The following is a 13,350-nucleotide window of genomic DNA, read 5'->3' on the forward strand; positions in this document are numbered from 1 at the left end:
GGTGGAAGGGGTTGGGGGCACGTGGCGAACTGGATTTCGAGCCAATTGGCTAGATTGGACATACCGACGCCGTTTGAAGTCGGGAACGTGAACGTATACATCGTCGAACATATGAACCGGTTCTTTATGGTCGATTGCGGACCGGATACGGAAGAGGCGTGGACGTCGTTGAATGCACAGCTCGCAGAGTTGGAGCTGTCGCTCGAGTCGATCGACTTCTTGTTTTTGACGCACCACCATGCCGATCATGCCGGACAAGCGTGGCGCCTTCGAGACGCCGCGATTCCGGTGTATGGTCATGAAAAACTCGTCCGTTACTTGGAGCAGACACCGAACTTCATCAAGCGGGGTAATCAATTTCTGCACGATTTGGCCCATTCGTTCGGCACCCCCGAGTCGATTGTCGCCAAACTGCCCGACTACCGGGAAGCGCTACGTTGGATCGGCCCGACGACCGTGACGATGACGTTCGAGGACGGTCAGGCCGTCACACCGGACGGGGCGTGGCGGACGATTCACTTGCCGGGTCATGCGAGCGACCAGCTTGGACTCATCGGACCTGGCGGCGTCTTGATTGCCGGTGACCATCTGATTGACGCGGTCGAACCGAACCCGCTCATCGAACAACCGTATGAAGGGGAAGGGTTTGCGTCGCCGGTGCTCTTGTATCTCGATTCGCTCCGTAAGCTGCGGACGTATGAGTTGAAGCTCGTCGTGAGCGGGCACGGCGACCCGATTCTGCACCCGATGCCGTTGATCGAGAATCGAATTTCACAGCGATACGACCGGAGCGAGCAACTATTAGGCGATTGGGTCGACGGATTGAGCGTCTTCGATTGGTCGATGCGCCTTTATGGGCGTAAGATGCGCCGGGCGATGCCGCTCGTCTTCAGCGAAGTGTTCGCCCGTCTGACGTTGCTCGAAGAACGTGGCCACGTCGAACGAATTCTCGTCGACCGGAAATGGACATATGAACGGACAAAGGAAGTGGAATGATGAAACATATCGTGATCACAGGTGCGTCTAGCGGCTTTGGTGCCGCATTGGCGCACTGTTTTTATGAACGAGGTTACAAGTTGACGTTAGTGGCGCGAAGCGAGGAAAAGTTACGAGAACTCGGCACAACCTTATCGGCGAATTGGCACGTCGCCGACATCATTACGAGCTATGACACGCTCGTGTCTGATATCGAACAGGCTTACGGGCAGATTGACGGTTGGGTGAACAATGCTGGAATCGGTGAGTTCGATGCGGTCGTCGATCAAACAAAAGCCGTCATCGAAGAGACGATGATGTTGAACGCGACGGCGCCGATGGTCCTGTCACGCGACTGTGCGAAGCGGATGCGTGCTGGTGGGACGATCGTCAACGTCTGTTCCCAGGCAGCGAAAGTGCCAACGCCGAAGTCGGCGGTCTATGCCGGTTCGAAAGCGGCCCTTCTCCAATTTTCAAATGCACTCCGGCTCGAGCTCAGACCGCGAGATATTCACGTGCTGACCGTCAACCCGGGACCGATCGCGACTCCGTTCTTTGAACGGGCCGACAAGAGTGGGCGGTACGAACAGAGCGTCAAACGAATCATGCTATCTCCTGACCGCCTGGCCCGGCGCGTCGTCAAGGCGTTTGAACGGTCCGAACGAGAAGTGAACGCCCCGTGGTGGATGAATGTAGGCGCAAAAGCGTATGCGATGTGCCCGGTCTGGTTCGAACGGCTCGCAAAACGGGGATTTGATAAAAAATAAAGAATTAGGGGGAACATGAATGAACCGATTACGTATAGCCGGGCTCTTGCTCGTTTTGTTTTTAAGTGCGTGTGGCGAGGAACGTGCGGAGGTCGCGGGGACATACGATGAGGCGACCGAAACCGCGAAAGGGACGACCGTCAACTTTTACTTATGGGGCGGTGACGAAGGCATCAACCGCTACTTGGATGAATACGTCGCACCTCGACTCGCGTCGTCCCACGACATCGAGTTGAAACGTGTGCCGATGGATACGGCCGAGTTCGTGCGACAGCTGTCGCTCGACAAACAGGCTGACCGTGAACGCGGGACCATCGATTTGATGTGGATCAACGGGGACAACTTCCGGAACGCCGCCGAAGCGGACTTGCTGACAGGCGGCCTGTTAGAGCGGATTCCGAACGCGTCACTGTTGAACGAGACGGCGCAAGCGACCGATGCGGGTACGCCGACCGATGGCCTCGAAGTCGCCTGGGGCAACGTACAATTCGTCCTTCATTACGATGCGGATTACGTCAAAAATCCGCCCGAAACGTTCGAACAACTCATTCGATGGACCGAGGAAAATCCTGGCCGTTTCACGTATCCTGAAGTGACGGACTTCACAGGTAACGCCTTTATCCGTCATCTGCTATATGCGGAATATGGAGAGTCTTTACGTGACATGGAGACGATTCCTGAAGCGTTTTGGGACGAACTCGTCGCCTGGTCACCGAACTTGTGGAAACAAGGCGAGACGTATCCGAAGTCGCTCGCCCAGCTGGACCAACTGTACGCAAACGGTGATGTTTGGATGACGATGGGCTTCAATGAACGTCGAGCTGAGGCGGAAGTGAACGCCGACGTCTTCCCGGACAGCACACGCGCGCTCGTGCTTGATCATTCCATCGCCTCGACGCACTTCCTTGCCGTACCGTTCAACGCACCGAACCCGAACGGCGCCATCGTCGTCATCAACGAATTGCTCGCCCCGGAAGTCCAGCTCATGAAGCAACAGGACACATACTGGGGTGATGGGACGTCACTCGACCTCGAGAAGCTCGACGAGGGTGACCGGGAAGCCTTTTTATCGCTAGATGCAGGCCGCACGTATCCGGACCCGGAACGGTTGAGCGAGCGTCAAGTCCCGGACTATGGACCGAACGTGATCGACCTCGTCCGAGAGGGTTGGACACGTGTCGCGCGTTAACGTCTTCGTCAGCCTTATCGTCACATCGTTGCCGCTCACGGCGATTTTGTTCTTACTCCGTGGGGCAGTCGGTACCGACATCGTGGCACTCGCACAAGATGAGGCGTGGTGCGCGAGTCTAGGCGTCACGTTATATGTGACGCTCGTCTCGACGTTCTTCTCGCTCGTGCTCGGGACGTTAGCGGCCCGAGCCGTCTACGTGACGGGGCAGACGTGGCTCTTGACTTGGTTGAAGTGGCCGTTGTTCGTCCCGCACATCGCGGGGGCGTATTTGTTTTATTTATTGTTTGCCGGGGGCTTCCCGTTTTACGGACTGATTGAATCGAATGAGCGGCATCATCTCGTCGTCATCTTGACGTATATATGGAAAGAAGTCCCGTTCGTCTTTCTCATGGTGCTCGGCACGTATGCCCAGCTGAACGCCGGCTATCGCGACATGGCGAAGACGCTCCAACTGAGTCGTTGGCGCCAGTTCGCCGTCGCGGAATGGCCATTTCTGATGAAGCCGCTCCTCGACTCGTTTTGGATTTTGGTGGCGTTCGTCTCGTTCGCGTACGAAGTGCCGGCGCTCCTCGGTGTCACGTTTCCGAAACTCTTCGGCGTGCTTGCCTATGACCGGTTGACGACCGGCTTGTTCTTGGACGAGAGCGAGGCGTATGCCGTCGCCCTCATCTGGACGCTCTTCCTCTTCGTCGGCGTATTGATTTCATACGCATTGACGGCGAGGCACCGGCGTCGAATTGAGAGAGGGGTGAGACGATGAGACGTTTCTTTGTGCTCGTGCTCATCTTGTCGCCGTTCCTTGGATTGCTCACGACCGTGCCGACCTTGGTTTGGGACGATGCGATCGTCAACACGGTCGTCCACGTCGTCGTCATCGCGAGTTTGAACGTATGGCTCGCCCTCGGGACGGCGTGGTGGATCCTGTTCACACAATCTAAGTGGCGCACGTTCGTCGAATGGTTCGTCTTTTTACCTTTGTTCATCCCGGCGCTCGCGGGTACGTTCGGCATGTATATCGCGCTCGCACGGTTCGGACTCATCGGTACAGACATCGGCGTGCTCATCGTGCTGCTCGTCGTGACGTTGCCGTACTCGATTCGGCTCGCCTATAACGCGATGTATGTGATCGGGCGACCGATGTTCGAACAGGCGCTATTTTTACCGCCGCTCAGACGGTATCGTGTCGTCTTGTTCCCGCTTTTAAGCGGGACGATACAGACGATTGTCCTCATGTCGACGGTGATCGTGCTCGGTCAGTTCGTCCTCGTCCAACTGATCGGGGCAGGACTCGTGCCGACCGTGACGACGAGGCTGTATCAAGTTTATGCGGGGAATGATATCGCGCTCGCGTTACAACATACGTGGCTCTTGATTCTCATTCCGGCGGCTTTATATATCGCTATCGGCTTTGGGGTGCGCATGGGGGTGAAGTTCGTGAAAGGAAGGTTATGATGGGCTTACAATTGACGAACATACAAAAGCGATTTAAACGACGTGACGTGTTGGCAGGCGTCGACTTTTTTGTGCGGCAAGGGGAGATACACGCCCTTGTCGGCACGAGCGGGTCCGGGAAATCCACACTGTTGCGCATCATCGCCGGTCTCGAGACGCCGGATGTAGGGAACGTCACATGGAACGGGGCGGCTCTGCTCGGTGTCCCGGCCCACGAGCGGAAAATCACGTTGCTGTCGCAGACCCCGCTCTTGTTCCCGCATTTGACGGTCGGCGAGAACGTGTTGCTCGCAATCCCTGACCGCTCACGCGAGCAGGCAGAGCGCTGGCTCGCACGCGTCCGACTCGCCGGCCGTTACGACGATGAAGTGCACACGTTGTCAGGTGGGGAGGGACAACGGGCCAGCTTTGCCCGGGCGCTCGCCGCCGACCCGCGTCTGATTTTACTCGATGAACCGTTCACGAACCTCGATCCCGATTTGAAGTATGAGCTGCAACAGTTGATTCGTGAGGTGGTAGGCGAGCTTGGTCTGACGGCGCTACTCGTGACGCATGACCGGGAAGAGGCGATGCTCGTCGCGGACCGGGTCACGTTACTCGACGGCGGAACGGTTCATGCGACCGGGACACCACGAGAATTGAGTGAGACAGAACCGACGTTCGGTGATTTCATCGAATTTGAAGGCGAGATGTATCCACTGACGCAATTCGGCGTGTTTGACGACGAGGACGGGGAACGGGTCGAATTGACCCGTCATCTCGTCAAGTTCGGTGTCCGGCTCGGTGAATATCGACGTTCGAACGGGGAGTATGTGATCTTGCCGTCGGACGTGTCGTACACGACTGGCCGAGCGTATTCGTTACGGAAAAAATAAGGAGTGGTTTTATGTTAGATACGTATGGAAGCCGAATCGTCCGTCCCGTCGTCGAACGCGGGGCCGATCGGTTGTTGAAATGGAAGTTTACGCCGAACGAGGTGACCTTACTCGGCGGCATCGTCGGGGTGTCGGTCGGCTTCTTCATCTATAACGATATGCACTGGACGGCCGTCATCTTGTTATGGCTGTCAGGACTGTTCGACGTATTGGATGGGACGATGGCCCGGCGTTCCTCGAAGACAGGATTCGGGACGGTGTTAGACCTTGTCGTGGACCGTCTCGTCGAAATCGCGGTCGTCATCGCGCTCGCTTTGCGGTACCCGGAGCATATGACCGTGTTTCTGTTGCTCCTTGCCTCGTTCATCGTGGCAATGACGGTGTTTTTGGCCGTCGGCGCGAGCAGTTCTCGTCGGTCGGAAAAGACGTTTTATTATCAGCCGGGGATACTCGAACGGACCGAATGCTTTATCTTGTTCAGTCTCATGATTTTGTTCCCGAGCTTTGTCGGGGTCATCGCCACGATTTTCTTGATTCTCGAAGTGGTGACGATCTCTCAACGGATGCTCGAAGCCCGGCGGATTTTACGATGAAGCCGCGTCTCGTTCTCGTCGGTCTCGGGCACGGCCAACTTGAGATTCTGGACCGATTCGACGAGTTGCAAAAGTCGTATGACGTCAAATATATCGGCGGGGAAGAAGCGATCTATACCGGTGCCTTCCCCCAAGTCATCGCCGGAGAACTGACGGACGCGACCGTTCACTTGAGACAAGACGTCAAACCGATCGCTTCGCGACTCGTGTCACTTGACCCGATCAGCCGCATCGTGAAAACAGAAACGGGCGAGGTCCCGTATGACGTGCTCGTCCTTGCGACGGGAGCGGTCAGCCGTGGTGTCGGGCTGGACATTAAGCCGATGACGAAGGAAGGATTGGCAAAGATCGCTTCGAGCGATGCTGTCACGATTGTCGGGGGCGGCAAGGCGGGCGTCGAACTCGCTTTCGCATGCATCCGGACGAAACGTCACGTCACGCTATACGCCTCTGACGTCTTGTCGGATTTGCCGGCCCGTGTGCAACGGACGATAAAGCGACACCTCGTGAGGAGCGGTGTCACCCTCGTATTGCGTAAATACGAGAGGAATGTGCTCCAAGACGGTCTCGTCCTTGATGCGTCAGGCGTCGTACCCGATGGTTGGTGGCGAGAAGCTCGACTCGCAAAGGCGGGTGCGTTCATAGAGACGGACCGTTATTTGAGACACGCTGACTATAAACAAATCTTCATCACCGGCGACATGGCCTCAAGGTTGAACGGCGGCGTCGATGCGGTCCGTTCCGGGCGACACGTCGCCGCCTATTTGCTCGGAGACCGCCGACCGTTCCGGGAGCGGACGTCACTCAATATTTTATTGACGCTACCCGGACAGGCGTTGTTGACGTACGGGAAGTGGACGTGGCACGGACGTCTTCCAAATCATGTGAAACGGCTGATTGATTCACGCTACTTGAAACGGTTCCATTCATGAAAAAAGACGGCCGTAGCCGTCTTGTCGTTTATACGTTCAACGTGTCGAGGAACGATCGGATTTGCATCTCCGTCTTGGCGTGCGCCGAGTGAAGATGTTCTTGTTTCGTGCCGTCTTGATAGAAGAGTAGTGACGGGATGCCACGTACTTCTTGTTCGTCGGAAAGCTCGGGTAACTCGTCGCGGTCGACGACGTACCAATTGAACTGTGGATAGTCTTTGACGAGTTCGTCGACATACATATCGAGACGACGGCAATCCGGGCACCAAGATGTCGTGAAGATGACCATGCCGTTCTCTTTCGTCGCTTCTTGGAATTGTGCTGCTGTTTGAATCGGTTTCATCGTTGAATCTCCCCTTTCCATCTTATTGTCTGTGTCTTTCGAGCGTCCGTCAACCGATTGGCGTTCTCGGTCTGTTCACTAGATGTGATACACTAAAAAAAATAGAACCGCAAGGGATAGGTGATGGTTATGGCGTTACGTCATGCACTACTCGGGTTGTTGACCCATCAGCCTGCGACCGGCTACGCCTTGAACGCGACGTTCAAAGCACAAATGATTCATTTTTGGCACGCTCATCATACACAGATTTATCGCGAGTTACTGAAGATGGAAGACGAGGCGCTCGTCTCATCTGAACACGTCGCCCAACACGATTTGCCGGATAAGAAAATCTATTCAATCACCGATCGTGGACGGGAGGAATTGATCGATTGGCTCCGGCAGCCGACGTCGTTCCAACCGAAGATGAAAGATGAGAACTTGCTTCGGATGAGCCTGCTCCAACTCCTTCCGCTCGATGAGGCGATTCGATACGTCGAGGAGACGAAAGCCCATCACGAGCAGGTCGCCCAGCAAATCCGGACTTTCCAAGCCGCCCATCAATCCGAAGACGACACGCTCGGTTATTTATTGACGAGCGAATATGCGATTCGGATGATGGAAAACTATGCAGGTTGGGCCGATTGGGCCATTGAAGAAATGAAACGACGCGCTCCGAATGCGACCTGACGATCAGGTCGCATGTTTTGTGTACAGATGAATCGGGAGACGGGACAAGACGTCGTCGAGCTTGTCCTCGTCGATTGATTGATGAAACGCGTCAATCGTCTCTTGAAGCTGCTCGACCGACGAAGCACCCGGCAAGACGACGGCGCACGTTCGTCTCGCCGCGGCAAGCGCGTACGCTTGGATCGGTTTTGGCAACGTCGGCAACAGGTCGCGCAACTCGTCCTCGTTCCAAGACTCAAATCCTTTCTCACCCAAGCGTTCGGACCATTCGTCGGTCAACAGCCCTTTTGCGAGCGGACCACGGCCAACGATTGGGACGTCGAGCTCGAGCGTCTCGATGCGTCGGTCGAGCAAGGAATATGGCGTCATCAACACGTCGAGCTCGCCGTGCTCGAGCCAATAACGGATGACGTTCGGACGGATGGACGACAAACCGATTTGACGGATGACGCCTCGCTGTTTCTGTTCACGCATGAACGCGATCGTCTCGTCGAGATCATCTTCAATCGTACCGCCGTGGACGTAGTATAGATCTAAATAGTCGGTCTGCAATCGCTCGAGCGAGCCGGCGAGCGCCGTCTCTAAATAGCTCGCCCGCGGATTCCACCGCATCCCGTCTGCCGTCAGTTCATTGCCGCCTTTACTCGTCAAAAACAGTTCTTCGCGACGAGAGGCGAACGTCGAACCGACGATCTCCTCGACTTTGTACCGGTCATAGACGTCAGCGGTGTCGAAGTGCCGAATCCCCGCACGATAGGCTGCTTCTAAAATCGCTTTCGCTTCCGTTTCACCATGCTTCAAGATGGACATCGTGCCAAGACCTAGTTCTGCCATTCATAATTCCTCCTTGTTCCGTCTACTTGTTTCACTCATAATCAAAGTATAAAGCAAAAAGTGAGGCGGATATACATATGGTCGAGAAAACGATTGAACGTGAAGTCATCTATGAAGGAAAAATCTTTGACGTCGAGAGGCACGTCGTCGAACTGCCAAACGGTGGAACGTCGGTCCGTGAGCTCGTCTACCATAACGGTGCCGTCGCCGTACTCGTCATCGATGAAGACGATCGCATCGTGCTTGTCGAGCAGTATCGGAAGGCGTTCGAGTCGATGTCACTCGAGATTCCAGCCGGGAAACTCGAAAAAGGAGAAGAAGTGCTCGCGAGCGCTCGACGTGAACTCGAGGAGGAAACGGGCTATACAGCCGAGACGCTTGAAAAGATTTTCTCTTTCTACGGGGCCCCGGGCTTTTGTAGCGAGCGGGTGGATGTGTTCGTCGCACACGGGCTGACGGCAGGGGCGATGAATTTAGACGAGGACGAATTTTTGAACGTGGAACGTTTCACGTTCGACGAGGCGAGTGCGCTGTTAGCGAGCGGGCGCATCACTGACGCCAAGACGATTATGGCGATTCAATGGTGGCAATTGTCTAAATTAAAATAATTCTAATCTAAATTGTCATATGATACACTTACTTAGTAATGATTTTAATTTGAAAATGACGCCATTTTTCGGTATGCTTTGAATAGTGAACTATTGTAAAGAGGGGGCGCCTTATGGAAACGCGAATCGACCGAATTAAACAGCAGTTGAGCGCCAAAGGATATAAATTGACTCCACAACGAGAATCAACAGTCCGCATTTTACTTGAGAATGAGGCCGACCATCTCAGTGCGGAGAACGTCTTCATGCTCGTCAAAGCAATCGCACCTGAGATTGGGCTCGCGACGGTTTATCGAACGCTTGAATTATTAACTGAACTCGGTGTCGTCGATAAGGTCAACTTCGGAGACGGCGTAGCCCGCTTCGACTTGAGACCAGAAGGAGCGAACCATTCCCACCACCATCTCGTCTGTGTCGAATGTGGATCAGTCGAAGAGATCATGGAAGATTTGCTCGTCGAAGTCGAGAAAAAAGTGGAACGCAAATACGAATTTTTAATTAAAGACCATCGCCTGACGTTTCATGGAATCTGTAAAGTGTGCCAAGCGAAAGGTGTCACGCTTGAAGGCCATAAGGCCGTCATTAACGGATGAATCGAAAACCCGTACGCTCCGAGTTGGAGCGTACGGGTTTTGTTGTTAAGACAGATATCGGGCTAGGTGAAGCGCGATGCCTTCTTCATTGTTCGAGCGGGTCACGTCGGTCGCGATTGCTTTGATCGCATCGACCGCATTGTCCATCGCTACACTGATCCCTGCATATTCGAGCATGGAACGGTCGTTATGACCGTCTCCGAAGGCAATCGTCTGGTCACGTGCGATGCCGAGACGTCGGAACACATGGTCGAGGGCACGTGCTTTATCGATCCCGTAATCTGTGAACTCGTAATACATCGTCGCTGTGAACATTCCGGTCACTTGTTCATTGAACGGACGCGACATCTCGTCCGCGTTCGCCTGCAAGTAGTCCGGTTGGCCGGCGACGAGGATTTTATAGACGGGGAAGGTAATTGCATCTGCGAGACGCGGTTCTTCTCGGAGTTGGAACCGTCCGCCACGCGATTCATATTCGATGATGTTGAACGGTTCCCCGTTTAGTTCAAGCATGCCAGAAAACACGTCGTTCACGTACAAGTACGTCTCATCGTTAAGCATCGGGATGACATCAAAGCCGGTCAAATGGTCGAGGATGGCGCGCGCAACGTCTCGGTCGATTGCTTGTTCAAACAACGTCTCGCCGGTCGTCGCATCCGTCACACATGCCCCGTTCGACGAGACGATCAACCCCCCGTATTGTTCGAGCTTCAATTCCGTCGCGAACGGTTCGATGCCCCGCTTCGGCCGACCCGAGGCGAGCACGACTCTTATACCGTTCGCTTGGAGCGAGAGGAGCGTCTCTTTCGTCTTTGGGGAGATCATCTTCTGGTCGTTCAATAATGTGCCGTCAAGGTCTAACAAAACCGCTTGAATCATTTGTCCATCTCCTTTTATATGGTGAGCTCGATGCGGTTGGATTCAGGATCGAGGATGACGCTCTCGTAATAACTGTCCCCAGTCGTACGCGGACCGTCAAGTCGCTCATAGCCGTCGTCGACGAGACGTCGCGTCATCACGTCGACTTCTTCTTTGCTACCGAGACTGATGGCGAGGTGGGCATAACCGAGCGTCTCTTGCCCCGGGTTTTGAATATCCGCCCGGCGCATCAGTTCAAGTCGGCAGTCTGACTGTGGGAACGTCAAAAAGTACGAAGCGAACTGGTTTTGTTCATTCTGATAAAGGTCATTCGCCTTCGCCTCAAAATACGTCTCATAAAAACGACGCATGACGTCTAGGTCGTCCACCCAAATGGCGACATGGGCAATGTTCATACGGTCTCCTCCTGTCGGTTAGTTAAGATGTGGTTCAACCGCTCCGTGTTCAACAGCATGAATAGCATGATGAACAAGAGGACGATTGGGAAGATGCCGAGTGACAACTTCGTGGCGATCAAGCCGAATAGTGGAGGCAAGAACGTGCTCCCGATATAGGCGAACGCCATTTGGTAACCCATCAAGTGTTTCGCCCGCTGTCTACCGAATCGAACGGGCGTCTCATGCAACATACTCGGATAGATCGGGGCAAGGCCGAGACCGACTAGAATGAGACCGACAATCATCGCACCGTTGAGCGGAAGGACGAATACGAGACTTCCTATTAAGGCGAGGCATTGACCGAGACGAATCATCTGACGATTCGTAAAACGGAACGACATAAACCCGCTCAACAATCGTCCGACTGTGATGCTGCCGTAGTAAATCGACACCCACGTCGCGGCCGTTGCAATCGAGAACTGCTTCATTTGGACGAGATAGCTGCTCGCCCACAAACCGACGAGCGCCTCGACGCCGCAGTATAAGAGAAACGTGACGAGCGCATAAGACAAGCCGCGCGGAAGCGTGTGGTCCAGTTTGGTCACGGCCGCCTCATCCTGATGATTGGATTTGTCGCATTTACTTCCTGACGCCACAAAGGAAAGGATAGTAACAGTAAGAATGCCAGACCGAATTGAATCAAAGCGACGACGAGATAGCCGTCGCGCCATCCGTTCTCATCCAACAAGGAAGCCATGATGAGCGGGCCACCGGTCGCCCCGACTCCCCAAAAACAGTGGAGCCAGTTCATATGATGTGCCGCGTAATGCTCGGCCACATAATGATTCAACGCGGCATCGACGGCACCGGCGCCAAGGCCGAGCGGAATCGACAGGGCGAATAACCACGGGAGCGACGGGGCGGTAGAGAAACCGAATAGACAAAGGGCCGTCAAGACGCCTGAACCAAACGTGACTTGTTTCGTGTCGAACCGCTCGAGCAGTTTCCCGCTGAACAAACTCGATATAATCGTTCCTGCCGCGATGGTCATAAAAATCCATCCCGCCATCGCCAGAGGCGCATTCAATTCTACACGCATCGATGGCCAACCAACTCCGAGTAACGCATCGGGGAGGCCTAAGCTAATAAAGGCGATATAAATCACCGTCAATAATAAAAAGCCGCTCATGTGTCACCTCATTCAAATCGTTTCAAGTAGTGTCTCGACACAAAAGGTGATGAGACCTTGGAAGTAATGCTCTTCCCATAGACCGCGTGTCAAATCGGGCAAATGCGTCGCCGCGATGTAGCGTTCACTTCGTTTACGAACCCGGCGGATATCTTCCTCAGTCACATCGATATCCGAAAAGACGATCGTATGCGGATTGAGCGTCGCAGTGAACGTCGTGATGAGCCGGGCAAGCGCATCGCATGCTTGATCCGTCAGCGGCGTTCCGCGTTGGTGATTGCGAATGCGATCGTAAAACGTGTGATGCGCATAAAACGGTAGAAACGAAATCTCCCCCGTGAAATTCGTCTTTCCACGAATTAAACGACCGTTAAGGAGAATGCCCGACCCCGGCCCGTTCTTGCCTAAATAGACGTAAACGATCGTTTCATCTGCATACGTGGGTACAGACCGACCGTAGCCGTATACAGCTGCGTTCATGTCGTTCTCGACTACGACGGGCACATCGAACGTCGACTCAAGTAACGTGGTCAGCGCAACGTTAGAAAGGGTCGGGTAATCCGGTGCATAGATAATCTCACCGTCTGCGACGGCGGCAGCGACGCCGATCGTGACGGCTTGTATCGAATGTGACGCCAGTTGGCTAGCCAACAAGTCGAACAGCGTCTGTAGATGATTTCCGTGTCGGATCGCCATCCGGCCCTTGTCGAGCGTCGTCCCGATCGCGTCAATGCGGCGGTAGGCGATGACATCTTGCTCGATGTAGGCACATAGTCCGTTCGCCGCAGACGGATTGAATACATAGCGTGTGGCCGGTCTTCCTCCTGTCGAAGGGGTGAGGCCTTGTTCGTTGACTTCGCCAGCCGCACGCATCAATTCCAAATGCTTTTTGACCGTCGGAAAACTATGACCGATCGCTTCGCTAATTTCAGCGACGGTGTGATGGTCATGAAAGACGAGTTGACGTCGAATCGCAACCGACAAGGGAGTCGCCTTTCCTTTCATCTCAATCCTCCCTTCCTACTTTTTAAATAATTTTAATAAGTCGTCGATAGTGTAGCAAACTATTCAT

Annotated in this window: 15 protein-coding genes and 2 pseudogenes; 11 read left to right on the forward strand and 6 right to left on the reverse strand. The window is 54.3% G+C overall.

Features of this window, described 5'->3' with window-relative positions; all coding sequences use genetic code 11:
* Positions 1–21 precede the first annotated feature (21 nt).
* The 8 genes from KNP76_RS04435 to KNP76_RS04470 are packed head-to-tail and all read left to right on the forward strand — an operon-like array spanning position 22 to position 6,786.
* Entirely contained in the window at positions 22–996 is a 975-nt protein-coding gene (locus KNP76_RS04435) for an MBL fold metallo-hydrolase (RefSeq protein ID WP_214842983.1), read from the forward strand.
* Positions 996–1,742: an SDR family NAD(P)-dependent oxidoreductase gene (locus tag KNP76_RS04440; RefSeq protein WP_214842985.1), complete on the forward strand. Its 747-nt coding sequence runs from the start codon at positions 996–998 to the stop codon at positions 1,740–1,742. Before KNP76_RS04435 ends, KNP76_RS04440 begins: the two co-directional genes overlap by 1 nt.
* 19 nt (positions 1,743–1,761) lie before the next feature.
* Complete coding sequence (locus KNP76_RS04445; protein WP_214842987.1) at positions 1,762–2,931, forward strand: ABC transporter substrate-binding protein; 1,170 nt, start codon at positions 1,762–1,764, stop codon at positions 2,929–2,931.
* Positions 2,918–3,694: an ABC transporter permease subunit gene (locus KNP76_RS04450; RefSeq protein ID WP_214842989.1), complete on the forward strand. Its 777-nt coding sequence runs from the start codon at positions 2,918–2,920 to the stop codon at positions 3,692–3,694. The genes KNP76_RS04445 and KNP76_RS04450 overlap by 14 nt, the downstream gene beginning before the upstream one ends.
* Positions 3,691–4,386, forward strand: a complete 696-nt coding sequence (locus KNP76_RS04455) for an ABC transporter permease subunit (protein ID WP_211779338.1) — start codon at positions 3,691–3,693, stop codon at positions 4,384–4,386. Before KNP76_RS04450 ends, KNP76_RS04455 begins: the two co-directional genes overlap by 4 nt.
* Complete coding sequence (locus KNP76_RS04460; RefSeq protein WP_214842991.1) at positions 4,386–5,261, forward strand: ABC transporter ATP-binding protein; 876 nt, start codon at positions 4,386–4,388, stop codon at positions 5,259–5,261. Before KNP76_RS04455 ends, KNP76_RS04460 begins: the two co-directional genes overlap by 1 nt.
* Positions 5,262–5,272: 11 nt before the next feature.
* The gene (locus tag KNP76_RS04465) at positions 5,273–5,854 is read left to right on the forward strand and encodes a CDP-alcohol phosphatidyltransferase family protein (RefSeq protein WP_034818163.1); all 582 of its coding nucleotides are present in this window, start codon (positions 5,273–5,275) and stop codon (positions 5,852–5,854) included.
* On the forward strand, positions 5,851–6,786 hold the full coding sequence (locus KNP76_RS04470) for an FAD-dependent oxidoreductase (protein ID WP_214842998.1): 936 nt from the start codon (positions 5,851–5,853) through the stop codon (positions 6,784–6,786). Before KNP76_RS04465 ends, KNP76_RS04470 begins: the two co-directional genes overlap by 4 nt.
* Before the next feature lie 28 nt (positions 6,787–6,814).
* Here KNP76_RS04470 and KNP76_RS04475 read toward each other — a convergent pair.
* A pseudogene (locus tag KNP76_RS04475) lies at positions 6,815–7,159 on the reverse strand (thioredoxin family protein); the annotation flags it as partial.
* 99 nt (positions 7,160–7,258) lie between these two features.
* On the opposite strand from KNP76_RS04475, the gene KNP76_RS04480 reads away from it, so the two are divergent.
* Entirely contained in the window at positions 7,259–7,798 is a 540-nt protein-coding gene (locus KNP76_RS04480; RefSeq protein WP_211779342.1) for a PadR family transcriptional regulator, read from the forward strand.
* Positions 7,799–7,801: 3 nt separating this feature from the next.
* Here KNP76_RS04480 and KNP76_RS04485 read toward each other — a convergent pair whose 3' ends face one another.
* Positions 7,802–8,632, reverse strand: a complete 831-nt coding sequence (locus KNP76_RS04485) for an aldo/keto reductase (RefSeq protein ID WP_214843000.1) — start codon at positions 8,630–8,632, stop codon at positions 7,802–7,804.
* Between the two features lie 77 nt (positions 8,633–8,709).
* Between KNP76_RS04485 and KNP76_RS04490 the strand changes: the two genes are divergently transcribed.
* Both KNP76_RS04490 and fur read left to right on the forward strand, forming a co-directional pair.
* The gene (locus KNP76_RS04490) at positions 8,710–9,240 is read left to right on the forward strand and encodes an NUDIX domain-containing protein (protein ID WP_214843002.1); all 531 of its coding nucleotides are present in this window, start codon (positions 8,710–8,712) and stop codon (positions 9,238–9,240) included.
* Between the two features lie 113 nt (positions 9,241–9,353).
* Positions 9,354–9,833, forward strand: a complete 480-nt coding sequence (gene fur / locus KNP76_RS04495; protein WP_034805116.1) for a ferric iron uptake transcriptional regulator — start codon at positions 9,354–9,356, stop codon at positions 9,831–9,833.
* A 45-nt stretch (positions 9,834–9,878) separates the two neighbouring features.
* On the opposite strand, the gene KNP76_RS04500 is transcribed toward fur, so the two are convergent.
* The 4 genes and pseudogenes from KNP76_RS04500 to KNP76_RS04515 all read right to left on the reverse strand — a co-directional run bounded on the left by KNP76_RS04500 (position 9,879) and on the right by KNP76_RS04515 (position 13,283).
* A complete protein-coding gene (locus KNP76_RS04500) occupies positions 9,879–10,712 on the reverse strand; it encodes a Cof-type HAD-IIB family hydrolase (RefSeq protein WP_214843004.1) in 834 nt (277 codons plus the stop codon).
* A 14-nt stretch (positions 10,713–10,726) separates the two neighbouring features.
* Complete coding sequence (locus KNP76_RS04505) at positions 10,727–11,107, reverse strand: VOC family protein (protein WP_214843006.1); 381 nt, start codon at positions 11,105–11,107, stop codon at positions 10,727–10,729.
* Positions 11,104–12,278: pseudogene (locus KNP76_RS04510) on the reverse strand (MFS transporter). Before KNP76_RS04510 ends, KNP76_RS04505 begins: the two are co-directional and overlap by 4 nt.
* Before the next feature lie 12 nt (positions 12,279–12,290).
* Positions 12,291–13,283, reverse strand: a complete 993-nt coding sequence (locus tag KNP76_RS04515) for an ROK family transcriptional regulator (protein ID WP_214843008.1) — start codon at positions 13,281–13,283, stop codon at positions 12,291–12,293.
* Between the last annotated feature and the right edge of the window lie 67 nt (positions 13,284–13,350).

Origin of the sequence: Exiguobacterium sp. s150, assembly GCF_018618435.1 — a bacterium.
In the GTDB taxonomy this organism is placed as follows: domain Bacteria; phylum Bacillota; class Bacilli; order Exiguobacteriales; family Exiguobacteriaceae; genus Exiguobacterium; species Exiguobacterium alkaliphilum.